The sequence below is a fragment of the Janthinobacterium sp. TND4EL3 genome (genome assembly GCF_900156175.1).
Lineage (GTDB): Bacteria > Pseudomonadota > Gammaproteobacteria > Burkholderiales > Burkholderiaceae_D > Janthinobacterium.
Genome location: NZ_FTMV01000012.1, coordinates 133894 through 158309 on the forward strand (window position 1 = coordinate 133894; position 24416 = coordinate 158309).

The window sequence follows — 24416 nt, forward strand, 5'->3', positions numbered from 1 at the left end:
ACTTTTTTTGCGGTGAATGGCCAGACAGCCGTCGCAATGGTGCATCTGAACTGAATATGAACCGGGTTCACCCATAATATCAACGCCAGCATAGGCCAGGAACTCTAAAACACGTGCGTCTCTCTTCCATCAAGTTGTCGGGATTTAAGTCTTTTGTCGATCCCACCAATTTTCAGGTGCCAGGCCAGCTCGTGGGTGTGGTCGGACCTAACGGCTGCGGCAAGTCGAACATCATCGACGCCGTGCGCTGGGTGCTGGGCGAATCGAAAGCGTCGGAGTTGCGCGGCGAGTCGATGCAGGACGTCATTTTCAACGGTTCCACCCACCGTAAACCTGCCGGCCGCGCTTCCGTGGAACTCGTGTTTGACAACAACGATGGCAAGGCGTCCGGCCAGTGGGGCCAGTACGCCGAGATCGCCGTCAAGCGCACGCTGACGCGCGACGGCACGTCCACTTATTACATCAATGGCCAGCCCGTGCGCCGGCGCGACATCCAGGATATCTTCCTCGGCACGGGCCTGGGCCCGCGCGCCTACGCCATCATCGGCCAGGGCATGATTTCGCGCATCATCGAATCGCGCCCCGAAGAATTGCGCGTCTTCCTCGAAGAAGCGGCCGGTGTCTCCAAATACAAGGAGCGCCGGCGCGAGACGGAAAACCGCTTGCAGGACACGCGCGAGAATCTGCTGCGCGTGGAAGACATCTTGCGCGAACTCAATGCCAACCTGGAAAAGCTGGAAGCGCAGGCGGCCGTGGCCACGCGTTTCCACGCCTTGCAGGCGGACCAGGAAGAAAAGCAGAAACTGCTGTGGTTGTTGCGCAAGAACGAGGCGCAAAACGAGCAGACGCGCTATTTCCGCGAAGTGGAACAGGCGCAGACGGACCTGGAAGAACAGACGGCCAAGCTGCGCAACGTGGAGCTGACCCTCGAGCAGATGCGCCAGGCGCACTTTGCCGTGGGCGACCGCCTGCATACGGCGCAAGGCCATCTGTACCAGACGAATGCGGAAATCGGCAGCCTGGAAGCGCAGATCAAGTTCGTCATCGAATCGCGCGCCCGCCTGCAGGCCCAGCTGTCCACCTTGACGGCCCAGCGCGACCAGTGGAGCAGCCAGGGCGCCGAATACCAGGAACAGATCGAAGAGGCGGAATTCCACCTCGAGGAACTGGCCGCCAAGGTGGAGCAATCGCAAATGATGGCCGAACAGAAGGGCGAGCAATTGCCCGAGCTGGACGCCGCCTGGCGCGCCGCCCAGAACAGAAGCACGGAATCGCGCGCGCGCATCATGCAGGCCCAGCAGCAGCTGGAACTGGAATCGGCGCACCAGCGCAATGCCTCCAACATCCTGGCCAGCCTCTTGAGCCGCCGCGAGCGCCTGCAGCAGGAAAAGAACAGCCTCAGTTTGCCCGACAGCAGTCACCTGGAAAACCTGAAACTGCAGCTGGAAGAAAAGCAGCAAACCCTGGAAGAGCAGGGTTTCTACCTGGAAGAAGCGCTGGAGCAGCAGCCGAAGCTGGAGCAGGAGCGTGCCGAGGCGCAGGCACAGGTCAATGCGGAAACGGCGGCCAACGCCCAGCTGGAAGCGCGTCTTTCCGCTTTGAAACAGTTGCAGGAACGGGTGCAGACGCAGGGCAAGGTCCAGCCCTGGCTGAAAAAGCACGAACTCGACACCTTGCCCCGTCTGTGGCAAAAGCTGCAGATCGAAGCGGGCTGGGAAGCGGCCATGGAATCGATCCTGCGCGAGCGCACGTCGGCCCTGCAACTGTCGAACATCGACTGGGCCAAGGCCTTCTTTGCGGATGCGCCCCCGGCCAAGCTGGCCCTGTACGCGCCATCGACGGTGGCACCGCTGCCCGTGCCGGACGTGCCTGGCCTGAAACCGTTTTTGAATTTGCTGAAACTCAACGATCCAGGTTTGCGCGGCTTGCTGCAGGACTGGCTGTACAACGCCTATGCCGTGGAAGACGCGGCCGAGGCGCTGGCCGAGCGCGGCAAATTGCCGCCGGGCGGCTATTTCGTCACGCGCGCCGGCCATGTGGTGACAGCCACCAGCGTGCGCTTCTATGCGGCCGATTCGGAGCAGGAAGGCATGCTGGGCCGCCAGCAGGAAATCGACAATATCGGCAAGCAGCTGCGCGCCCAGCAATTGCTGGCCGAAGAGGCGCGCGCCCGTGCCGTGCGGGCCGACGCGGCCGTAGCGAATTTGACGCGCAACCTGTCGGACTTGCGCTTGCGCATACAGCAGCTGACGTCTTCCGTGCATACTCTGCAACTGGACGTGGTGAAACTGTCGGAAGTGGAAGCGCGCTTCAACCAGCGCAGCACGCAGATCGGCGCCGACCTGGCGGAAATTGCCGCGCAGGAAGCCGAGCAGCAGCAGATCAAGGCCGAATCGGAAGAGAAATTCGAACAGCTGGACATGGAACTGGGCAACCTGCAGGAAGCGCACGAAGACGGCCATACCGACTTTTTGCAGAAGGAACAGCGTCTGGCCGAGGCGCGCGAAGCATTGCGCGACCTGGAGCGCGCTGCCAAGGATACGGAATACGCGGAAAAAGCCCACCGCGCGAAGATCGAGGAATTGCGCCGCAACATCGCCACGGCCAGTACGCAGGCCCAGCAGGTGACGGCAAGCCTGGAAGCTGGCCAGCAGGAACTGGCCAGCCTGGAAAGCGGCGCGGCCGCCGACGGCTTGCAGGATCTGCTGGAGCGCCGCACCACGCAGGAGCGGGCGCTGGCGGACGCGCGCCATGAACTGGACCAGATCACGCAGCAGCTGCGCCTGTCCGAAGATGCGCGCACGCAATCGGAACGCAGCTTGCAGCCGCAGCGCGACAAGATCATGGAAATGCAGCTCAAGGAGCAAGCGGCGCGCCTGAACCAGGAGCAGTTCGCCCAGCAATTGCTGGAGTCGGGCGCCGACGAGGCTGTCCTGAGCGAAAAACTGCACCCGGACATGCGTCCGTCGTATCTGCAGGGCGAAGTGACGCGCCTGACCAACGCCATCACGGCCCTGGGCGCCGTCAACCTGGCCGCGCTGGACGAACTGGCGCAGGCGTCCGAGCGCAAGAATTTCCTCGACGCCCAGAATGCCGACCTGACGGAAGCGATCAACACGCTGGAAGACGCGATCCACAAGATCGACAAGGAAACGCGCGACTTGCTGCAAGACACGTTCGACAAGGTCAACCACCACTTTTCCGAGCTGTTCCCTATTTTGTTTGGCGGGGGACAGGCCAGGCTGACCATGACGGGCGACGAGATTCTCGATTCCGGTGTACAAGTCATGGCGCAGCCGCCTGGCAAGAAAAATGCCACCATCCACCTGTTGTCCGGTGGAGAGAAGGCGCTGACCGCGACGGCATTGGTGTTTTCCATGTTCCGCCTGAATCCGGCGCCGTTTTGCCTGCTCGACGAAGTCGATGCACCGCTGGACGATTCGAACACGGAACGCTTCTGCCGCATGGTCAAGCGCATGTCCGACCAGACCCAATTCCTTTTCATTTCGCATAACAAGATTGCGATGGAAATGGCCCATCAATTGATCGGTGTGACGATGCAGGAGCAAGGCGTATCGCGCATCGTGGCGGTGGACATGGAGTCCGCCGCAAATTTTGCAACCGAGGCACAAGCAGCATGACAGACCTTCAAATTACCTTGTTCGGCGCCGGCGGCGTCTTTATCGTCGGTGTTTTCTCGTACAACAAATGGCAGGAATACAAGGCCAAGAAAAGCGTGGAACGGGCCTTTTCCACCGACCACGATGACGTGCTGATGCGCGAAGGCGACGCCCCCGTGGCGGACGCCCAGGAACCCGTCTTGCGCCAGGAACCGCGCTTCGACGCGGCGCCCGCCGTCAAGGCCGAGCCGTCGTTCGGCGCGCCGCCCGCTAGCGCCGTGCCCGATGCCCCCGTGCATGCGGAACCGTCGCTGGGCGACGCCGCCGAGCCCGCGCCGGCCGTTGCCGCGCCCGCTGCGCCCGTGCAGGAGGAAGTCAGCGCCGCCAGCGAACAGGCGACCAGCCTGGTCGACCCGCTGATCGACTGTCTGCTGCCCTTGTCGCTGGAAGCGCCCGTGCGCGGGGACAAGATCCTGCCCGTGCTGCAAACCCTGCGCCTGGTGGGCAACAAGCCCGTGCACTTCATCGGCCTGCACGTGAATGGCGACTGGGAACCGATCACGCATGGCGGCGTCTACACGAAGATGCAGGGCGGCGTGCAGCTGGCCAGCCGCAGCACGGCCCTCAATGAACTGGAATACTCGGAACTGGTCACGCGGCTGCGCGGCGTGGCCGACGAGATCGGCGCCGAGCCGGAAGTGCCCGACATGATGGAAGTAATGGCCGAAGCGCGCACCTTGCACCGTTTCGTCGCCGGCCACGACGCCCAGCTGGGCGTGAACCTGCACACCAACGGCGCCCCGTGGGCCATTGCCACCCTGCTCGTTGCATTGGAGAAACAAGGCTTCGACGTGCGTCCCGACGGCCGCTTCGTCATGCCGGACGGCGACGGCGGTCACCTGTTCTCGCTGTCGACGAACGTCACCCTGGCCGAGGAAACGACGCCCCGCCTGACCTTGCTGCTCGACGTGCCTTGCGTGGCGCCCGCGCGCGACGGTTTCGGCGCCATGGTCGCCTGCGCCAAGGCACTGGTGGGCCGCCTGGACGCGACCATCGTCGACGATTACAACCAGGCCCTGTCGGACGCGGCGCTGGCCGAGATCGCCGGCCAGGTGCACGAGTTTTACCAGGAAATGGACGCGGCCGACATTCCGGCCGGTTCCACCCGCGCCCTGCGTTTATTTAGCTGAAGAATCCCGCAATAATGACTGATCCGATCAACCAGGACGCCGCCCAGCGGAATGCCGCCCAGCGCGTCCTGGCACTCACGGCCGAACTCAATCGGCATCTGCACGCCTACCACGTGCTCGACAATCCCACCATCCCCGACGCCGAGTACGACAAGCTGTTTGCCGAACTGCAGGCGCTGGAAGCGGCGCATCCCGAGTTGCTGCAACCGGATTCGCCCACCCTGCGCGTGGGCGCGGCGCCCCTGCCGCAATTCGAGCAAGTCACGCACGCGGTGCCGATGTTGTCACTCAACAATGGTTTCTCCGATGACGATATCGTCAACTTCGACCGCCGCGTGCGCGAGGGCCTGGACCTGGACGGTGCGCAAGTCGACTATGCTGCCGAAGTGAAATTCGACGGCCTGGCCATCAACCTGCGCTACGAGCACGGCCTGTTCGTGCAGGCGGCCACGCGCGGCGATGGCGCCACGGGCGAGGACGTCACGGCGAATATCCGCACCATTTCCTGCATCCCGCTGCGCCTGCATGGCGACAAGATACCCGCCGTGCTCGACGTGCGCGGCGAAGTAATGATGTTCAAGGCCGATTTTGCCCGCCTGAACCAGCGCCAGCGCGAAGCGGGGCAGAAGGAATTCGCCAACCCCCGCAATGCGGCGGCCGGCAGCCTGCGCCAGCTCGATTCGCGCATCACGGCCCAGCGCAAGCTGCGGTTTTATGCGTATGGTATCGGCGCCCTTGACGGCGCGGCCATGCCCGCCTCGCACTCGGCCCTGCTGGACTGGTACGAAACCCTGGGCATCCCCGTGTCGACGGAGCGCAGGGTGGTGCAGGGCGCGCAGGGCTTGCTGGCCTACTACGCCGATATCGGCGCGCGCCGCCCCGCATTGCCGTATGAAATCGACGGCGTCGTCTACAAGGTGAACGCGACGCAGGACCAGCAGGAGCTGGGCTTTGTCTCGCGCGCGCCGCGTTTTGCGCTGGCGCACAAGTTTCCTGCCGAAGAAGCCCTGACCGTAGTGCTGGGCATCGATATCCAGGTGGGCCGCACGGGCGCCATGACGCCCGTGGCGCGGCTGGCGCCCGTCTCCGTCGGCGGCGTGACCGTGACCAACGCCACCTTGCACAATGAGGATGAAGTGCTGCGCAAGGATGTGCGCGTGGGCGACACTGTCATCGTGCGCCGCGCCGGCGACGTGATTCCCGAAGTGCTGTCCGTGGTACTGGACAAGCGCCCGGAACCGGCGCCGCTGCCGTTCAAGATGCTGGCAGCGTGCCCCGTGTGCGGCTCGCACGTGGTGCGCGAAGAGGGCGAGGCCATCGCCCGCTGCTCGGGCGGCCTGTTCTGCTCGGCCCAGCGCAAGGAAGCGTTCCGCCACTTCGCGGGCCGCCGCATGATGGATATCGAGGGCCTGGGGGAACGTTATATCGATACCCTGGTCGAACTCGAATACGTGCATGGCCTGGCTGACCTGTACAGCCTGACCCTGGACAAACTGCTGGAAATGAAGCTGCGCGCCGATGAGCGCGACGGTTCGACGCCGGAAACAGTACAACAAGGCAAGATTCCCACCAAGTGGGCGGAAAACCTGCTGGCCGGCATCGAGGCCAGCAAGCGTCCGCCATTGGAGCGTTTCCTGTTCGCCCTGGGCATCCGCCACGTGGGTGAGTCGACGGCCAAGACCCTGGCCGAGTGGCTGGGCAGCCTGGATTATGTACGCCGGGCGCCGGCGGCCTTGCTGCGCGTGCTGCCCGATATCGGCGGCACGGTGGCCGAGTCCATTGCCGATTTCTTTGCCGAGGAAAAGAACCAACAGGCGCTGCAGGCATTGCTGGACGCGGGCGTCACGCCGCAGGGCGAACATGCGCCCAGCGCCAAGCTGCGTGCCCAACTGGAGCAAGCCAAGCTGCTGGCGGCCATCGGCATCCCGAAACTGACGGAGCCGCGCAGCAAGCAACTGGTGGAGCGGGGGGCGACCCTGGCCAGCCTGGCGGCACAGGGGGCCAGCTTCCACGCGGGCCTCCCCGCTGCCGTGGCTGAAGCGCTGGCGCAATGGCTGGCCGATGCGGGCAATGTCGGGCTGCTTGTTCAATTGGACGCCCTGCGAAATGATTTACTGTCACAATTGCCTGAAATGCCAGCCTCTGGCGGCAAGCTGGACGGCAAGACCTTCGTCCTGACCGGTACCTTGCCCAACATGAGCCGCGACGAGGCCGCGGAGCTGATCGAGGCGGCCGGCGGCAAGGTCAGCGGTTCCGTGTCGAAGAAGACAGGATATGTCGTGGCCGGTTCTGATGCTGGCAGCAAGCTGGCCAAGGCCCAGGAACTGGGCGTGGCCGTACTCGACGAGGCTGGTTTGCTGGCCTTGCTCGCGCAAGACTAATCATCCAACATCTCACAGAAGACCCATGAAAAAGATCAGAAAAGCAGTCTTTCCCGTCGCCGGCCTGGGCAGCCGTTTCTTACCTGCGACCAAGGCGCAACCGAAGGAAATGCTGCCCATCGTCGACAAGCCGCTGATCCAGTATGCGGTGGAAGAGGCTGTGGCGGCGGGGATCACGGAAATGATTTTCATTACGGGGCGCAATAAACGCGCCATCGAGGACCACTTCGACACGGCCTATGAGCTGGAAGCGGAACTGGAAGCGGCCGGCAAGCGCCAGTTGCTGGAAATGGTGCAGAACGTCATCCCCAAGCACATCAATTGCATCTACATCCGCCAGTCGGCGCCGCTGGGCCTGGGCCACGCCGTGCTGTGCGCCCGTCCCGTGATCGGCGATGAGCCGTTCGCCGTGCTGCTGGCCGATGACTTCATGGATGTGGAAGAGGGTACGCGCCCCGTGCTGGCGCAGATGGCGGATGTGTATCAGTATGAAAACTGTTCCTTGCTGGCGGTGCAGGATGTGCCGCGCGCGGAAACCAAGCAGTACGGCATCGTCAGCGCCCAGCATTATCAGCCCGACCTGGAACTGGTCTCGGCCATCGTGGAAAAGCCCGCGCCCGAAGAGGCGCCATCGACGCTGGCCGTGGTGGGGCGCTATGTGCTGACCAGCCGCATCTTCGAGCACCTGGAAAAAATCGGCACCGGCGCCGGCGGTGAAATCCAGCTGACGGACGGCATCGCCGCCCTGATGCGCGAGGAGCGCGTGCTGGCCTACCGCTACCAGGGACAGCGCTATGATTGCGGCTCCAAGCTCGGTTATCTGAAGGCAACGACGGCGATGGGCATGAAGCACCCGGAAACGGGCCCTGGCTTTCGTGATTATCTGCAACAACTGCAATCACTACTGGACGCAAAATGACCGTACGCGACATCCTCAAGATGGGCGATCCGCGCCTGCTGCGCATGGCCGAACCCGTGCGTGAATTCGACACGCCCGAGCTGCACGCCCTGATCGCCGACATGTTCGACACCATGCACGCCGCCAATGGCGCGGGCCTGGCGGCACCGCAGATCGGCGTCAACCTGCAACTGGTGATCTACGGCTTCAAGCAGAACCTGCGCTATCCCGACGCGCCGCAAGTGCCGGAAACCGTGCTGATCAATCCTGTGCTGACGCCTTTGTCGGAGCGCAAGGAAGAGGGCTTCGAAGGCTGCCTGTCCGTGCCTGGCCTGCGCGGCAGCGTGCCGCGCTGGAGCGAGCTGCACTATGAAGGCGTGGACCAGTTCGGCCAGCCCATCAGCCGCGACTGCGACGGCTTCCATGCGCGCGTGGTGCAGCATGAAGTGGACCATTTGCACGGCATTTTGTATCCGATGCGTATTGTTGATTTTACGCAATTCGGCTACACGGAAGTGATGTTTCCAGACTTGGATCCCAACGACGACGACTGATCGACACCTGCGAAAACGTGCATGGCGGCGTAGCCTTGCCCTGAACGTTTTTCAGGGGCCTCGCGAGTTTGACTGTCAAAAAAATGGCCGCGCAGCTGAGCTGGACGGCCATTTTTTATGCCTGAGACAAAGCTGCGAACCTAGCGCACCTTGCGGCTGCTGCCCAGGTTGTCGAGCAAGGTTTTCAGCTCATCCTGCATGGCCTCCGTCAGGTTCAGGAAGCGGCAGCCGATCTGTACCTGTTCACCGAGCAGGAAGGAGCGGAAGGTGCGCGACAGACGGATTTCCAGGTCGGCGATCATGACTTTGTCCGGTCCCAGTTCCAGGCGCACGCGCGACAGCTTGCGCCCCACGTACAGGCCCACCGTGTCGCGCGGGTGGGCACGCATGCCGATGCCGCCGGCCGAGAAATCATACAGCTGCAATTCATACGGACGCCCCTCGAGCACGAAGGCGGCCAGGTAGTACACGCCCAGCGGCGTTTCCAGGCGCGCCGATTCGCGCCGTTCCAGCACCAGGCAATGGCTGGGGAAGTTCGTCAGGTAGACGTTGGGGCGCTCGGGATAGGCTTCCCATTCGCCATTGATGGTAAATTGCAATTTGGCGTTTTGCACCCACGACACAAACGTGGCACCGCCTTCAGGCAGGGTCGTGCCTTCGTTGAGTTCCAGCACGAATTGCGGCAAGTCGTCGTCGACGGACAGGATGCGTGCCATGATGACGTCGTCGCCGCCCGTAGGGTAGATGGAGATGGCGTCGCCGTTGTCGGCCAGGCTGCACAGGGTTTCACCGATATCCCACGGATCGCTCATATGGTGCGGCTTGGTGCCGGGCGCCATCGGCTCGGCCACGTCGGCCAGGCTGGGGGCGCCTTTGCGCAGGGGATTAGGAATGGGATCGTTCACGAAGGCGTATCTCTTGTAATTTCTAATGGGGAATAGTGTATAGGTTCAGGGCAATATTTGCTAACTAAATCACAATAATTGCCTTTATCGCACTATTCTTGTTGCCTGCTGGAGATGGACCCTGGCAAGTTCAAAACTGCTCGTCCGCGCTCAGGTAGCGCCATTGGCCCGTCGGCAGGTCGCCCAGCTTGACCTTGCCGATGCGCACGCGCTTGAGTCCCAGCACTTTCAGGCCGACGGCTTCGCACATGCGGCGGATCTGGCGTTTCTTGCCTTCGCGCAAGGTAAAGCTCAGCTGGTCCTCATTCTGCCAGCGCACCTTGGCCGGCAGCAAGGGTTTGCCGTCGAGCCACAGGCCGTGGTTGAGTTTTTTCAGCTCGCTGTCGGGCAGGGTGCCGCCCTTGGTGTAGCTCACGCGCACGAGGTATTCCTTGTCGATATCGGTGTCGTGGCCGATCAGCTGCTTGGCCACGCGGCCATCCTGGGTCAGCACCAGCAAGCCGACGGAATCGATGTCCAGGCGGCCGGCCGCCACCAGGCTGCGCAGCTGGGTCGGGTGGAACTGTTCCGGGCTGCGGTCTTCCGCCCAGCGGTTTTCCGCCTTGATCAGGGCCACGGCGGGCGTGTAGCCGTCTTCGGCCTGGCCGCTGACGTAGCCGACGGGTTTGTTGATGAGCACGGTGACGCGCTTCGACTGCTCGGCGGCCGCCTGGCGCTCCACGGTGACGCGCTGGCTGGGATAGACCTTGCTGCCCAGCTCGGACACCACCTTGCCATCCACGCGGACCCAGCCGCGTGCGATCCATTCATCGGCTTCGCGGCGCGAGCACAGGCCCAGTTCGGACATGCGTTTGGACAAGCGTAATAATTCTTCGGTCATGTTGTTTCAGTTTCAGTAAGGGTAGGCGCTGCGTGGAAAGCTTACACTTTCAGCGCATCGAGTAAATCGGTTTCCAGCAATATCTGGTTGCGGGCATTGTTGAGCGCGGGGCCGTCGACGAGGAAGACGTCTTCGACCCGTTCGCCCAGGGTCATGATCTTGGCCGTGTGCAGGTTGATGCGGTACTTGGTCAGCACGTTGGCAATCGAGTACAGCAGGCCCGTGCGGTCGTTGGCGGCCACCGACAGCAGGTAATACTGGCCCTTCTCATCGGGCCGCAGGTCGACGGTCGGCTGGAAGGGGAAGGTGCGCGACAGGCGCGACAGCCGTCCCTTGCCCGGCGGCGGCAGCGGCGCCTGCGACTGCAGCAGCTCGCCCAGCTCATGCTCGATCAGGCTGATGATGTCGCGGTAGCTCTTGGCGAAGTTCTGTTCCGTGACGAGGAAGGTGTCGAGCGCGTAGCCGTTCTTCGTCGTGTGGATCTTCGCGTCGAGGATGCTGAAGTTCTTGCGGTCGAAATAGCTGCAGATGCGCGCGAACAGATCCGGCTGGTCGGGGATGTAGACGGCCACCTGCAAGCCTTCGCCGATGGGCGCCAGGCGGCATTTTACCACCGGCAACTTGCTGTCGAGCTTGTCATACAGCGAGCGCGTCTGCCAGGCGATGTCGGAGGCGTCGTGGCGCAGGAAATACGCCACGTCCAGCTGCTGCCACAGTTTGATATGCGCATCCGGCGGCAAGCCGTACAGGCGCAGGGTGGCCAGCGCTTCCTGCTGGCGGTTCTTCAGTTCGCGGTCGGCCGTGTGCGGCTCGCCCCCCAGCACGCGCAGGGTGATCTTGTACAGGTCTTCCAGCAGCTTGCCCTTCCAGGCATTCCACACCTTCGGGCTGGTGCCGCGGATGTCGGCCACCGTCAGCAGGTACAGGCCCGTCAGGTGGCGTTCGTCCTTGACCACTTTCGCGAACGCCTGCACAACGTCGGGGTCGGACAGGTCCTGCTTTTGCGCCACTTGCGACATGGTCAGGTGATTTTCCACCAGGAAAGCCACCAGTTCCGTGTCTTCGTCGGACAGGCCGTGGTCCTGGCAGAACTGGGTGGCGTCGGCCACGCCCAGCTTCGAGTGGTCGCCGCCGCGGCCCTTGGCGATGTCGTGGAACAGGGCCGCCACGTACAGCAGCCATGATTGCGAGAAATCGGCCATCAGCTGGCTGCAGAACGGGTATTCGTGCGCGTGTTCGCTCATGGTGAAGCGGCGCATATTGCGCACCACCATCAGAATGTGCTGGTCGACCGTGTACACATGGAACAGGTCGTGCTGCATCTGGCCCACGATGCGGCGGAAATTCGGCAGGTAGCGCCCGAGGATGCTCATCTCGTTCATGCGCCGCAGCGCGTGGATGATGCCGACGGGCGCCTGCATGATGCGCAGGAAGAGGGCGCGGTTGACGGGGTCCTGGCGGAAGGCCGCGTCGATCTTGAACCGTGCGTGCCACAGGGCCCGCGTGGCGCGCGACGTCATGCCCTTCAGGGCGGGGCGCTCCGTCATCAGCACGAAGATTTCCAGCATGGCTGAAGGATATTGCTCAAACGTATCATCCGCACTGATATCGATCAAGCCATTGACTTCATTGAAGCGCTCGTTGATGGGCACGGCCACGTCGTCCTGCGGGAACAGCCGTGCCTCGATGTTTTGCAGCAAAATCGTGTTGAGCTGGGTCACGGTCTTGGCGGCCCAATAATAGCGCTGCATGAGGAATTCGCTGGCCCGGCGCATGTGCGGGCCGCTGCCCGTTGCTTGCAGGCCCAGCGATTCGGCGATGGCCGTCTGCACGTCGAATACGAGGCGGTCTTCGCGCCGTCCCGCGTGCAGGTGCAGGCGCACGCGGATATCCTTGAAGGCGCGCTCCTTTTCCATCAGCTGGCGCGCTTCCGTCAGGGTGATCAGGCCGCCCGTGGCCAGGGTGCGCCACGAGTTCGCCAGGCCCGCCGCCTTGGCCACCCACAGGATCACCTGCAGGTCGCGCAGGCCGCCCGGGCTTTCCTTGCAATTCGGTTCCAGGCTGAAGGCCGTATCTTCGTACTTGGCGTGGCGCTGGCGCATTTCCGCCGTTTTCGCCTGGAAAAATGCCTGCGGATCCATCGCCGCATCGTAGCGCTGCTGCAATTGCGCGAACAGGTCCGCGTTGCCGCAGACGAGGCGCGCTTCGAGCAAGCTCGTCTGCACGGTGATGTCGGCCTTCGATTCGACCAGGCATTCGTCGACGGTGCGGATGCTGTGGCCGATTTCCAGGCCCAGGTCCCACAGCAGCTGCACCAGTTCTTCCAGTTTTTCCTGCGTGGCGGCGTCCGGCGCCTGTTGCAGCAGGATCAGCAGGTCGACGTCGGAATACGGAAACAGTTCGCCGCGCCCGTAGCCGCCCACGCCCACCAGCGCCGTGCCGGGCGGCAATCCTGCTTCCTGCCAGGCGCGCGCCAGCACGCCGTCGACGCTGTGGCGCAGGCTGCGCAGCAGTTTTTCAGGCTTGCCGTCGGCCTGGAAGGCCGCAATGACGACCTGGCGGTCGGCTTTCAGTTGCTGTTTCAGCTGTTCCCGCACTTGCTTTTTCATCTGGGCCCTGGGTGGCGTTGCGCGCGATTTAAAAAGTTATGCCTTGTTCAGTATCAAGGCGGGCGGTGGCGGCATGCCGGGCGACACGGTCAGCACTTCATAGCCCGTTTCCGTCACCAGCACCGTGTGTTCCCACTGCGCCGACAGGCTGCGATCCTTGGTCTTGATGGTCCAGCCGTCGTTCATTTCGCGGATTTCGCGGCGGCCCGCGTTGATCATCGGTTCCACGGTAAAGATCATGCCCGCTTCCAGGCGCTCCAGGGTGCCAGGCTTGCCATAATGCAATACTTGCGGCTCTTCATGGAAAACCTTGCCGATGCCGTGGCCGCAGAATTCCCGCACCACGCTGTAGCCGGCCTTTTCCGCATGTTGCTGGATGGCATGGCCAATGTCGCCCAGGTGAGCGCCCGGCTTGATCTGGTCGATTCCCAGCCACATGCACTCATAGGTGATTTCCGACAGGCGCTTGGCCAGGATGGTGGGCGTGCCGACCAGGAACATGCGGCTGTTGTCACCGTGGTAGCCATCCTTGATGACGGTGATGTCGAGATTGACGGAGTCGCCGCTTTTCAGGACCTTGTCGCCCGGAATGCCGTGGCAGATGACGTCGTTGACGGAGGTGCAGATGGCTTTCGGATAAGGCGTGTAGCCTGGCGGGCAATAATTCAAAGGGGCAGGGATGGTGCCCTGCACGTTGACCATGTATTCGTGGCACAGGCGGTCCAGTTCGCCCGTCGTGACGCCCACCTTGACGAAGGGCGTGATGTAGTCGAGCACTTCGGCGCCGAGCTTGCCGGCGACGCGCATGCCTTCGATGTCGGCGGCGGAATTGATACGGATGGTGGACATGGTGTAATTCGCAATCTGCAAGATATTCAGGTGAAAAGCACAGACGAATCTCAGCGTATGAGGAAAAGTCTGCAAATATGCCGAAATTATAAACGAGGCGCCCTGTATCCGCCGCCTCCATCCCGGGGCTGGCCGGTGATTTATGCGGGAAAACATTGAATGGACACAACTTGCACCAGCGTGGTGCAATACCTGCCTGCCCCCTGCGCGCGATTTGCGCCGCGGACTTGATGCAATGGGCATTTCAGTGTAGAATCCCGGGTTGCTTGAATTCTCTTTTAAGCAATGCAGTAAAACAGTGTCTTTAATTTATATAAACACGCGAATCCGGTCGACAAGGGTGCCTGTATGGTGACTGATCGGATTCCAGACCCAACCCTGGAGTTAATAATGTCCGTAACAATGCGCGAAATGCTGGAAGCCGGTGTCCACTTTGGTCACCAAACCCGTTTTTGGAATCCAAAAATGGCACCGTTCATCTTCGGCCATCGCAACAAGATCCACATCATCAACCTGGAAAAAACCATGGCGATGTATCAGGGCGCAATGAAGCACGTGCGTCAACTGGCTGCAAACCGTGGCACCATCCTGATGGTTGGCACCAAGCGTCAAGCTCGCGAAATCATCGCTGCTGAAGCACAACGCGCTGGCGTGCCTTTCGTTGATCAACGTTGGTTGGGCGGTATGCTGACCAACTTCAAGACGATCAAAACCTCGATCAAGCGCCTGAAGGACATGGAAGCGATGATCGAAGACGGTTCGATCGAGAAGCTGTCGAAAAAAGAAGCGCTGATGTTCTCCCGCGAAATGATCAAGCTGCAAAAATCGATCGGCGGCATCAAGGACATGGGCGGCATTCCTGACGCAATCTTCGTTGTGGACGTCGGCTACCACAAGGGCGCGATCACCGAAGCAGCTAAACTGGGTATCCCGGTCATCGGCGTTGTCGATACCAACCACTCCCCAGAAGGCGTGAACTTCGTGATCCCAGGTAACGATGACTCCTCGAAAGCCATCATGTTGTACGCTCGCGGTGTTGCTGACGCAATCATCGAAGGCCGTGCAGCTGCCGGTAACGAAGTTGTTGAAATGGTTAAAGCAGCCGCTGGCGACGAATTCGTCGAAGTAAACGAACAGGCTTAATGGCCAGGCTATCGCAGGATAGCCGTTTGTAAGCACAGCAGTAAGGGAAAAGGGGTGGCAGCAGCTCCCCCTTTTTTTTAACAAAAAAATCGATAGTGACCGCTGGCGAGGCAAATCTGCCCGGCCGCGACTGTCGACTCACCGAATCAGGAGAAACACATGGCAGCGATTACAGCAGCGATGGTAGGCGAATTGCGCGGCAAAACCGACGCACCAATGATGGAATGCAAAAAAGCACTGACCGAAGCCGAAGGCGACATGGCGCGTGCGGAAGAGATCCTGCGCGTCAAGCTGGGCGGCAAGGCATCGAAAGCATCGGCACGCATCACCGCTGAAGGCGTAGTGGCAACCTACATCGCCAACGGCGTAGGCGCCCTGGTCGAAGTGAACTCGGAAACCGACTTCGTTGCGAAAAACGACGATTTCCTGGCACTGGCCAACAACGCTGCCCGCCTGGTAGCGGAACACAACCCGGCTGACGTAGCTGCCCTGCTGGCCCTGCCACTCGATGGCAAGACCCTGGACGAAGTGCGCGCTGCCCTGATCGGCAAAATCGGCGAAAACATGACCATCCGCCGCTTCCAGCGTTTCGAAACCAGCGCCAAGCTGGCATCGTACCTGCACGGCTCGCGCATTGGCGTGATCGTCGAATTCGACGGCGCCGATGAGCAAGTGGGCAAGGACGTGGCCATGCACATCGCTGCCATGAAGCCAGTGTCGCTGTCGGCGAACGAAGTTCCTGCGGAACTGATCGAAAAAGAGCGTTCGGTTGCAAAACTGAAAGCCGAAGAAGACGCAGCCAAAGCGGCCGCCGAAGGCAAGCCAGCGCAATCGCCGGAAATCCTGGCCAAGCGCCTGGAAGGTTCCGTACAGAAATTCCTGAAAGAAGTTTCCCTGCTGAACCAAGCTTTCGTCAAGAACGACAAGCTGTCGGTTGAGCAAATGCTGAAGGCGGCTGACACCAGCGTCAAAGGTTTCGCCATGTACGTGGTAGGCGAGGGCATTGAGAAGAAGCAAGACGACTTCGCAGCAGAAGTTGCAGCACAGATGGCTGCCTCCCAGGGAGCGTAAGTAAAGCGGGCCGAGAGGCCCGTTTTTTTGGCCCGCCCGCACCTGTCGTGCCGGGCGGCGGCATGGGCAGCTTCCTCCCGCCTATCCGGCGCTGCAAGGCGCTGCGCCATGTCATACTCGAATAACCTCATTTATGGAGCCCCAGCTCATGTCAAAACCAGCCTACAAGCGCGTCCTCCTCAAGTTGTCCGGCGAAGCCCTGATGGGCGATGATCCCTACGGCATCAACCGCGCCACGATCGAGCGCATGGTGGCCGATGTGGCCGAGGTGGCGAAGTTGGGTGTGGAACTGGCAATCGTGATTGGCGGCGGCAATATCTTCCGCGGTGTCGCGCCTGGCGCGCAAGGCATGGACCGCGCCACCGCCGACTACATGGGCATGCTTGCCACCGTGATGAACGCCCTGGCACTGGCCGACGCCATGCGCCACGTCGGCATCACCGCACGCGTCATGTCGGCCATCGGCATCGAGCAAGTGGTCGAGCCTTACGTCCGCCCGAAAGCCCTGCAATACCTGGAAGAGGGCAAGGTGGTCGTCTTCGCCGCCGGTACGGGCAATCCGTTCTTCACCACCGACACGGCAGCCGCCCTGCGCGGTTCCGAGATCAGCGCCGAAATCGTCCTGAAGGCCACCAAGGTCGACGGCGTCTACACGGCCGATCCGAAGAAGGATCCGAACGCCACCCTGTTCCACACGATCACGTTCGACGACGCCATCGCCAAGCACCTGCAAGTGATGGATGCCACCGCATTCGCCCTGTGCCGCGACCAGAAACTGCCGATTAAAGTGTTTTCGATCACCAAGCCCGGCGCGCTGATGCGCGTGATTCTCGGTGAAGACGAAGGTACTTTGGTTCACGTCTAAATTAGTATTGGTAGTAATTTCAAGATTCATTAACATTAATAACGCCTGACAAAACCGTCGCGAGCGGAAGGAAGTTGTGGCTGAGAGGCGCAACCGTGCGAAGGTACGGTGAGCATCGCAGGCCGCAAATGCCGACGCGCAGCAGGTTTTGACAGGCGTCACCACAGGAGAGCAGCATGTCCTTAGCTGACGTTAAAAAGAATGCCCAGGAACGCATGGCGAAGTCGCTGGAAACACTGAAGGCCGACCTGGCCAAGGTGCGTACCGGCCGCGCCCATACGGGTATCCTGGACCACGTGATGGTCGAATACTACGGTTCGCCGACGGCGCTGACCCAGGTCGCCAACGTGACCCTGATCGACGCGCGCACCATCGGTGTGCAGCCGTACGAAAAGAAGATGGCCAGCACCATCGAAAAAGCCATCCGTGACGCCGACCTGGGTCTGAACCCGTCGGCACAGGGTGACCTGATCCGCGTACCGACGCCACCGCTGACGGAAGAGCGTCGCAAGGAAATGGTCAAGCTGGTCAAGAGCGAAGCGGAAGATGCGAAAATTGCCGTGCGCAATATCCGCCGCGATGCGAACGAGTCGCTGAAAAAACTGGTCAAGGAAAAAGCCTGCTCCGAAGACGACGAGCGCCGCTCGTCGGAAGAAGTGCAGAAGCTGACGGACAAGTTCATTGCCGACATCGACAAGATGGTGGTCGACAAAGAAAAAGAAGTGCTGACGGTCTAGTTTTCGGCCCCTTTGACGCTGCCCGGAAAAGCATGGCTTTTCCGGGCAGTGCTATTTGGCGCATAATAGCTATCTTTTATTTTTGGCATTAGTGTTTTCATGATCTATTCGAGTTCGACAACGGCAGTACCGGAGGTGGGCACGGTGCCGCGCCATGTAGCAATCATTATGGATGGCAATGGTCGCTGGGCAACCAAGCGCTTCCTGCCCCGCGTGGCCGGCCACGTCAAGGGCGCCGACGCCGTGCGCGGTGTCGTCGAGACTTGCCTCGAACGTGGCGTCGAGTACCTGACCCTGTTTGCCTTCAGTTCCGAGAACTGGCGCCGTCCAGAGGAAGAGGTGTCGATGCTGATGCGCCTGTTCGTCACCATGCTGGAACGCGAAGTGGTCAAGATGCATGCCAGCGATATCCGCCTGAAGGTGGTGGGCGATCTGTCGCGCTTCAATGGGGAGCTGCAAACCCTGATCGCCAATGCGGAGCGCAAGACGGCGAACAACACGCGCCTGACGGTGTCCATCTGCGCCAACTACGGCGGCCGCTGGGACATCATGCAGGCAGTCAATAAAATGACGGCCGAGGCTCTCGCCGGGGGGCAGCCTGCCGGGCACGCTTACTCGGAAGAGCAGCTGGCGCCGCACCTGGCCATGGCCTATGCGCCCGAGCCGGACCTGTTCATCCGCACGGGCGGCGAACAGCGCATTTCCAATTTCCTCCTGTGGCAACTGGCGTACACTGAGTTGTTCTTTACCGAGACTTTCTGGCCCGACTTCAATGACGAGTGCCTCGACGCGGCAATCGCGTCTTACCAGCAGCGCGAACGGCGCTTTGGCCGTACCAGCGCGCAACTAACTGAAAAGACAAACTGATGCTGAAAACACGGATAATCACCGCCCTGGTCTTGTTGGCGGTCTTGCTGCCGGTTCTGTATCTGAATTATTTCCCCGCCTTCGCCGTGATCGCCACGGCGTTCTTCGGCGCCGCCGTATGGGAAAGCTTCCGCATCTTCAAAAATCGCCAGGCGCTGCTGATTGCCGCCGTCTGGACTGCCGCCTTCGCCTATACGTTTTTTGTCGGCAACGGCATGGCGCAGCTCAATTTCTGGTTCGCCCTGTGCGTGGCCATCTGGCTGATCCGCTTCGTGCCCTCGCTGGCGACGGGCTTGCCGCCCACCGAAGGCCTGGGCAATACCTTGCTCAGCCTGGTGTATCCGGTGACCATCGTCGGCTGCTTCGTCGCCATCATCGCCTTGTTCCTGCATAGCCCTTTGTACCTGCTGTCCGTCATGGCCCTCGTGTGGATCGCCGATATCGGCGCGTATTTTTCGGGCAAGGCTTTCGGCAAACGCAAGCTGGCGCCGAGTATTTCCCCAGGTAAATCCTGGGAAGGCGCCATCGGCGGCGGCATCGCCGTGCTGCTCATTGCCGCCATCACCATCGTGGCCGCGCCATCGCTGCCGATCCTGCAAGACACCTTCGCCGTGCAGCTGCAATTGCGCCGTGGCTGGCTGGTGGCCTTGCTGGTGCTGCTGCTGATCGTCGCCGCCAGCATTGTCGGCGACCTGTTCGAATCCCAATTGAAGCGCCGTGCCGGCATCAAGGACAGCAGCAAGCTGCTGCCTGGCCATGGCGGCGTACTCGACCGTATCGATGCGCTGATCCCGGTCCTGCCATTTGCCGCCCTCGTGGCCAGCTGGCTTTAAGGAAACTCATGCAATACATCACTATCCTTGGCGCCACCGGCTCGATCGGCGTGTCCACCCTGGACGTGCTCGCACGTCATCCCGAGCAATACAGCGTGTATGCGCTGAGCGCCCACAGCCGCGTGGCCGAACTGGCCGCCCAGTGCCTGCAATTCCGTCCCCAGCGCGCTGTCGTCGCCACGCCCGCCGCCGCCCTTGAACTGACGCGTTTGCTGCGCGGGCAGGGCGTCGATACGCAAGTCGAGTATGGCGTGGAGGCTCTGTGCGCCATCGCCAGCGCGCCGCAAGTGACGGGCGTAATGGCGGCCATCGTTGGCGCGGCTGGTCTCGCGCCCACCCTGGCGGCGGCACGTGCCGGCAAGAAAGTATTGCTGGCCAATAAAGAAGCGCTGGTGATGTCCGGCCAGCTGTTCATCGATGCCGTGCACGATAACGGCGCCGTGCTGTTGCCGATCGACAGCGAACACAACGCCATCTTCCAGTGCATGCCGCACGCCCATGGCCGCGCGCCAGGCGCCGCGGGCGTGGCGAAGATCGTGCTGACCGCTTCCGGCGGCCCCTTCCTCACGCGCGACGTCGAGACGCTGGACTCGGTGACGCCGGACCAGGCCTGCAAGCATCCGACCTGGGCCATGGGACGCAAGATTTCCGTCGATTCGGCCACCATGATGAACAAGGGCCTGGAAGTGATCGAGGCGCACTGGCTGTTCGGTGCGCCAGCGGAGCAGATCGAGGTGCTGATCCACCCGCAAAGCGTGATCCATTCGATGGTGTCGTATGTCGACGGTTCCGTGCTGGCCCAGCTGGGCAATCCGGACATGCGCACGCCGATTGCACATGCGCTGGCGTATCCCCAGCGTATCGCTTCCGGTGTGGCGCAGCTTGATCTGGCACAAGTGGCGACCTTGCAGTTCGAACGTCCCGATTTCCGCCGTTTCCCTTGCCTGGCGCTGGCGTTTGACGCCCTGCGCGCGGGCGGCACGGCGCCGGCTTTGCTCAATGCCGCCAATGAAGTGGCCGTGCAGGCGTTTCTTGACGAGCAGATCGGCTTCCGCCAGATCGACCGCGTTATCGCGCACGTGATCGAGACGGTGCCGCATGGCGCCGCCTCCAGCATCGAGGCCGTGATGGAGCAGGATCGCCTGGCGCGCGTGGCGGCACAGACGTATATCGCCCACAGGCTGGCCGCATGACGCTCATCACCACCTTGCTGGCGTTCATCGTCGCTCTGGGTTCGCTGATCACCCTGCATGAGCTGGGCCACTATCTGGTGGCGCGCTGGTGCGGCGTGAAGGTGCTGCGTTTTTCCATCGGCATGGGTAAAGTGGTGTATTCGCGCAAGTTTGGCAAGGATCAGACGGAATGGGCGATTTCCGCGCTGCCGCTGGGCGGCTACGTGAGCATGCTCGACAGCCGCGCCCAGGATCTCAGCGACTTGCCGGAAAGCGAATTGCGCCGTGAATTTACACGCCAGAGCGTGTGGCGCCGCATCGCCATCGTGGCCGCCGGCCCGCTGGCCAACTTCCTCGTCGCCATCGTGCTGTATGCGGGCCTGTTCATGCATGGCATCGAAGAGCCGTCCAGCAAGCTGGGCCCCGTTGCGGAACAGACGGCCGCCTACATGGCCGGCTTGCGCAGCGGCGACACTGTCGAGGCCGTGAACGGCAAGCCCGTGGCCAGCTGGTCCGAGCTGCGCTGGGAGCTGATCCAGGCCGCGCTCGACAAGCAAGCGGCCCGCATCGACGTGCGCCGTCCCGACCGCGGCGTGCAGGAAGCCACCGTGCCGACGGCCAGCCTGACGGAAGCGGATCTGGAAGGCGATGTACTGGGCAAGCTGGGTTTGACACTGGCCCGTTCCGCGCCCACCCTGATGGAAATCATGCCCGATGGCGCCGCCGCGCGCGCCGGCCTGCAGAAGAACGACCAGATCCTGGCCATCGACGGCAAGCCGGTGCAGGACGTGGGCGCGATCATCGACACCCTGAGCCGGGCACCGGGCCAGACCTTGCAGTTGCAGCTCTTGCGCAATGGACAAGACCTGACCCTGTCCATTACACCGGAAGCCGTGCAGGCCGCCGGGGCCGGGGGAGCTGTAACAGTTGGTAAGATCCAGGCGAAGCTGGGGCAGGTGCCGGATATGATCGTCGTGGCGTCCGGACCGTTTGCCGCCGTGGGCAAGGCAGCCACCAAGGTCTGGGACACCAGCGCCATGAGCCTGAAAATGCTGGGTAAAATGATCACCGGCCAGGTGTCGCTGAAGAATGTGACGGGGCCCATTACCATCGCTGACTACGCGGGCCAGACGGCGCGCATCGGCCTGGTAAGCTATCTGAGCTTCATCGCCTTCATCAGTATCAGTCTGGGCGTGATGAATTTGCTACCCATTCCTGTTCTGGATGGCGGGCATTTGCTGTATTATTCGCTGGAAGTTTTGACCGGACGCCCCGTGCCGGAACGCGTAGGCGAGATTGCCCAGCGCCTGGGGATCGGTCTGTTGCTGACCTTGATGGTGCTTGCCGTCTTTAACGACGTATTGCGGCTGATCAATTAAGGCGCTGGTTGATGCCTTTTTGAGTGAGTCGCACAAGCAATCTTTTGTGTATGTTGTCCATTGATTTACCATTGAATAACCCCAATGAAATTACATTCTGCTCGTTTTGCCTTGCCTTCCTTTCGCCGCAGCCTGATCGGCGCTGCCGTCCTGGCCTTCTGTTCCGGCCAAGCGCTGGCCGTCCAGCCGTTCACTGTCAAGGACATCCGGGTCGAAGGGATCCAGCGTACCGAAGCGGGCACCGTCTTTGCCTATCTGCCGGTGCGGGTCGGCGAGACCTTCTCCGACGAGAAGAGTGTTGCCGCCATCAAGGCGCTGTACGCGACGGGCATGTTCAAGGATGTGCGCCTGGAAGCCGATGGCGACGTGCTGGTGGTGCTGGTCGAGGAGCGCCCGGCCATCGCCAGCGTGGAATTTACCGGTACCAAGGAATTTGAAAAGGACGTGCTGGTCAAGGCACTCAAGGAAATCGGCGTCGGCGAAGCCAAGATTTTCGACAAGGCGTCCGTCGACCGCGCGGAACAGGAACTCAAGCGCCAGTACCTGTCGCATGGCCTGTACGGCGTGAAGATCACCACTACCGTCACGCCGATCGAGCGCAACCGCGTCAACGTGGTGTTCGCCGTCGACGAGGGCGACGTGGCCCGCATCAAGCAGATCAACATCGTCGGCAACAAGGCCTTTACGGACAAGGAATTGCGCGAGCAACTGGCCCTGAATACGGGCGGCTGGTTCAGCTGGTACACCAAAGCCGACCAGTATTCGAAGACCAAGCTGACGGGCGACATCGAGTCGCTCAAGTCCTACTATCTGGACCGCGGCTACATCGAGATGCAGGTCGATTCCACGCAAGTGTCGATCACGCCCGATAAAAAAGACATCTACCTGACGATCAACATCACCGAAGGCGAGAAGTACAAGATCGCCGGCACCAAGTTCGAAGGCGAGATGTTCGGCCGCGAAGAAGAACTGAAGGCCCTGAACCTGATGCGCGAAGGCGAGATCTATTCGGGCGCGCGCCTGACGGCGACGAACAAGCGCATCCAGGACCGCCTGGCGACCTTCGGCTATGCGTTTGCCAACGTCAACGCCAATCCCGAGATCAACCGCGAAAAGCATGAAGTGGCGTTTACCTTCTTCATCGATCCGGGCAAGCGCGTCTACGTGCGCCACATGAATATCGCCGGCAATACCACCACGCGCGATGAAGTCATCCGCCGCGAATTCCGCCAGTTCGAATCGTCCTGGTATGACAGCAACAAGATCAAGCTGTCGCGCGACCGCGTTGACCGCCTGGGCTACTTCAAGGACGTGACCATCGACACGCCGGAAGCGCAGGGCACGACCGACCAGGTCGACGTCAACGTGACGGTGGTGGAAAAGCCGACCGGTAACTTCCTGATCGGCGGCGCGTTCTCGCAATCGGAAAAATTCACCCTGTCGGCCTCGATTTCGCAGGCCAACTTTGCCGGCAGCGGCAATACGGTCGGTATCGAACTCAATACCAGCCATTACAGCCGCACCATTGCGTTTTCGCAAACCAATCCGTACTTCACGGACGATGGCATTTCGCGCAGCTTCGAAGTCTATCTGCGTACGACGGAACCGCCGGCGCTGAACATCGGCAGCTACAAGATCAAGCAGACGGGCGGCCGCGTCAGTTTCGGCGTGCCGTTCTCGGAAGTCGACACCGTCTTCTTCGGTATCGGCGCCGAGCGCTCGCGCATCGAGACCGATGTCACCAGCCCGATTCGCTTCAAGCAGTACGTGATCGACAACGGCGGCCCGTCCGACGGCATCGGTTCGGCTACCACCAATTCCATCCCGCTGACGGCGGCGTGGCAGCGCGATAGCCGCGATAGCGCACTGACGCCATCGATCGGCCGCTACCAGCGCGTCAACCTGGAGGCTGACCTGATCGGCGACCAGAAGTACTTCCGCGCCATCTATGAACACCAGTATTTCCGTCCGCTGTTCAGCAAGGTCACCCTGGCGCTGAAAGGCGAGCTCGATTACGGCCATGGCATCGGCAAGCACGTCTACCCTGTCTTCAAGAACTTCTACGGCGGCGGCATCGGTTCGGTGCGCGGCTACCTGAGTTCCTCGCTGGGCGCGGTCGAGCCGAGCACCAACGATGCCTTGGGCGGCGCCTCGCGCCTGATCGGTAACGCGGAACTGCAGATGCCATTCCCCGGTTCGGGCAATGACCGCAGCCTGCGCTGGTTTGGTTTCCTCGACGGCGGCCAGGTCTACCAGGAAGGCGAAAAAATGCGGATTTCGCAATTGCGCTATTCTGCTGGCCTGGGGATCAGCTGGATTTCGCCAGTGGGTCCGCTCAAACTGAGCTACGCCAAGCCGCTGAACGCCAAGCCGACGGACCGCCTGGAGCGCTTCCAGTTCCAGATGGGCACCGGTTTCTAACCGGCCCGCTGGCGCCTGGCGCGAGCTTTTACTTTTTGACCA

The 24416-nt window shown here is 61.6% G+C and carries 18 protein-coding genes; 14 read left to right on the forward strand and 4 right to left on the reverse strand.

The annotated features are described in order from the left end of the window. Positions 1–113 precede the first annotated feature (113 nt). From smc to def, 5 genes are read left to right on the forward strand one after another with little or no spacing between them, the layout of a single operon-like run. Positions 114–3641, forward strand: a complete 3528-nt coding sequence (smc, locus tag BXA07_RS18695; RefSeq protein ID WP_076569751.1) for a chromosome segregation protein SMC — start codon at positions 114–116, stop codon at positions 3639–3641. Further along, the gene (locus BXA07_RS18700) at positions 3638–4810 is read left to right on the forward strand and encodes a cell division protein ZipA C-terminal FtsZ-binding domain-containing protein (protein ID WP_076569753.1); all 1173 of its coding nucleotides are present in this window, start codon (positions 3638–3640) and stop codon (positions 4808–4810) included. Before smc ends, BXA07_RS18700 begins: the two co-directional genes overlap by 4 nt. A gap of 14 nt (positions 4811–4824) precedes the next feature. After that, entirely contained in the window at positions 4825–7191 is a 2367-nt protein-coding gene (gene ligA, locus BXA07_RS18705) for an NAD-dependent DNA ligase LigA (protein WP_076569755.1), read from the forward strand. A gap of 25 nt (positions 7192–7216) precedes the next feature. Further along, positions 7217–8110 (forward strand): UTP--glucose-1-phosphate uridylyltransferase GalU, encoded by an 894-nt coding sequence (gene galU, locus BXA07_RS18710; protein WP_076569757.1) that lies wholly within the window; start codon positions 7217–7219, stop codon positions 8108–8110. Beyond that, entirely contained in the window at positions 8107–8643 is a 537-nt protein-coding gene (def, locus tag BXA07_RS18715) for a peptide deformylase (RefSeq protein ID WP_076569759.1), read from the forward strand. The genes galU and def overlap by 4 nt, the downstream gene beginning before the upstream one ends. Positions 8644–8783: 140 nt before the next feature. Here def and BXA07_RS18720 read toward each other — a convergent pair whose 3' ends face one another. From BXA07_RS18720 to map, 4 genes are all read right to left on the reverse strand, one after another. Next, positions 8784–9548, reverse strand: a complete 765-nt coding sequence (locus BXA07_RS18720; RefSeq protein WP_083708394.1) for a flagellar brake protein — start codon at positions 9546–9548, stop codon at positions 8784–8786. Positions 9549–9678: 130 nt separating this feature from the next. Then, positions 9679–10428, reverse strand: coding sequence for a pseudouridine synthase (locus BXA07_RS18725; RefSeq protein ID WP_034752263.1), 750 nt, complete (start codon positions 10426–10428; stop codon positions 9679–9681). 41 nt (positions 10429–10469) lie between these two features. Continuing rightward, on the reverse strand, positions 10470–13037 hold the full coding sequence (locus BXA07_RS18730) for a [protein-PII] uridylyltransferase (RefSeq protein ID WP_076569761.1): 2568 nt from the start codon (positions 13035–13037) through the stop codon (positions 10470–10472). 36 nt (positions 13038–13073) lie between these two features. After that, positions 13074–13886: a type I methionyl aminopeptidase gene (gene map, locus BXA07_RS18735; RefSeq protein WP_076569965.1), complete on the reverse strand. Its 813-nt coding sequence runs from the start codon at positions 13884–13886 to the stop codon at positions 13074–13076. Between the two features lie 390 nt (positions 13887–14276). Between map and rpsB the strand changes: the two genes are divergently transcribed. From rpsB to bamA, 9 genes are all read left to right on the forward strand, one after another. Next, positions 14277–15029, forward strand: coding sequence for a 30S ribosomal protein S2 (gene rpsB, locus BXA07_RS18740; protein ID WP_076569763.1), 753 nt, complete (start codon positions 14277–14279; stop codon positions 15027–15029). Positions 15030–15188: 159 nt separating this feature from the next. Then, positions 15189–16100, forward strand: a complete 912-nt coding sequence (gene tsf, locus BXA07_RS18745) for a translation elongation factor Ts (protein WP_076569765.1) — start codon at positions 15189–15191, stop codon at positions 16098–16100. A 148-nt stretch (positions 16101–16248) separates the two neighbouring features. Further along, positions 16249–16965 (forward strand): UMP kinase, encoded by a 717-nt coding sequence (gene pyrH, locus BXA07_RS18750; protein ID WP_076569768.1) that lies wholly within the window; start codon positions 16249–16251, stop codon positions 16963–16965. A 176-nt stretch (positions 16966–17141) separates the two neighbouring features. After that, positions 17142–17702: a ribosome recycling factor gene (gene frr / locus BXA07_RS18755; protein ID WP_076569771.1), complete on the forward strand. Its 561-nt coding sequence runs from the start codon at positions 17142–17144 to the stop codon at positions 17700–17702. Positions 17703–17801: 99 nt separating this feature from the next. After that, positions 17802–18569, forward strand: coding sequence for a polyprenyl diphosphate synthase (gene uppS, locus BXA07_RS18760; protein WP_076569774.1), 768 nt, complete (start codon positions 17802–17804; stop codon positions 18567–18569). Further along, positions 18569–19402, forward strand: a complete 834-nt coding sequence (locus tag BXA07_RS18765) for a phosphatidate cytidylyltransferase (RefSeq protein ID WP_076569776.1) — start codon at positions 18569–18571, stop codon at positions 19400–19402. The genes uppS and BXA07_RS18765 overlap by 1 nt, the downstream gene beginning before the upstream one ends. Before the next feature lie 8 nt (positions 19403–19410). Beyond that, complete coding sequence (gene ispC, locus BXA07_RS18770) at positions 19411–20595, forward strand: 1-deoxy-D-xylulose-5-phosphate reductoisomerase (protein ID WP_076569778.1); 1185 nt, start codon at positions 19411–19413, stop codon at positions 20593–20595. Continuing rightward, positions 20592–21953, forward strand: coding sequence for an RIP metalloprotease RseP (rseP, locus tag BXA07_RS18775; protein WP_076569780.1), 1362 nt, complete (start codon positions 20592–20594; stop codon positions 21951–21953). The genes ispC and rseP overlap by 4 nt, the downstream gene beginning before the upstream one ends. Before the next feature lie 84 nt (positions 21954–22037). After that, positions 22038–24374 carry an outer membrane protein assembly factor BamA gene (bamA, locus tag BXA07_RS18780; protein ID WP_076569782.1) on the forward strand — a complete coding sequence of 779 codons (2337 nt, stop codon included), beginning with the start codon at positions 22038–22040 and terminating at the stop codon, positions 24372–24374. The last annotated feature ends 42 nt before the right edge of the window (positions 24375–24416 follow it).

Bases quoted from the DNA above. Each gene is read 5' to 3' on its own strand.
- rpsB (WP_076569763.1), top strand. From the start codon at position 14,277: ATGTCCGTAACAATGCGCGAAATGCTGGAAGCCGGTGTCCACTTTGGT.
- BXA07_RS18730 (WP_076569761.1), bottom strand. From the start codon at position 13,037: ATGAAAAAGCAAGTGCGGGAACAGCTGAAACAGCAACTGAAAGCCGAC.
- bamA (WP_076569782.1), top strand. From the start codon at position 22,038: ATGAAATTACATTCTGCTCGTTTTGCCTTGCCTTCCTTTCGCCGCAGC.
- rseP (WP_076569780.1), top strand. From the start codon at position 20,592: ATGACGCTCATCACCACCTTGCTGGCGTTCATCGTCGCTCTGGGTTCG.
- uppS (WP_076569774.1), top strand. From the start codon at position 17,802: ATGATCTATTCGAGTTCGACAACGGCAGTACCGGAGGTGGGCACGGTG.
- frr (WP_076569771.1), top strand. From the start codon at position 17,142: ATGTCCTTAGCTGACGTTAAAAAGAATGCCCAGGAACGCATGGCGAAG.
- galU (WP_076569757.1), top strand. From the start codon at position 7,217: ATGAAAAAGATCAGAAAAGCAGTCTTTCCCGTCGCCGGCCTGGGCAGC.
- map (WP_076569965.1), bottom strand. From the start codon at position 13,886: ATGTCCACCATCCGTATCAATTCCGCCGCCGACATCGAAGGCATGCGC.
- tsf (WP_076569765.1), top strand. From the start codon at position 15,189: ATGGCAGCGATTACAGCAGCGATGGTAGGCGAATTGCGCGGCAAAACC.
- def (WP_076569759.1), top strand. From the start codon at position 8,107: ATGACCGTACGCGACATCCTCAAGATGGGCGATCCGCGCCTGCTGCGC.
- ispC (WP_076569778.1), top strand. From the start codon at position 19,411: ATGCAATACATCACTATCCTTGGCGCCACCGGCTCGATCGGCGTGTCC.
- ligA (WP_076569755.1), top strand. From the start codon at position 4,825: ATGACTGATCCGATCAACCAGGACGCCGCCCAGCGGAATGCCGCCCAG.
- pyrH (WP_076569768.1), top strand. From the start codon at position 16,249: ATGTCAAAACCAGCCTACAAGCGCGTCCTCCTCAAGTTGTCCGGCGAA.
- BXA07_RS18765 (WP_076569776.1), top strand. From the start codon at position 18,569: ATGCTGAAAACACGGATAATCACCGCCCTGGTCTTGTTGGCGGTCTTG.
- BXA07_RS18700 (WP_076569753.1), top strand. From the start codon at position 3,638: ATGACAGACCTTCAAATTACCTTGTTCGGCGCCGGCGGCGTCTTTATC.
- BXA07_RS18725 (WP_034752263.1), bottom strand. From the start codon at position 10,428: ATGACCGAAGAATTATTACGCTTGTCCAAACGCATGTCCGAACTGGGC.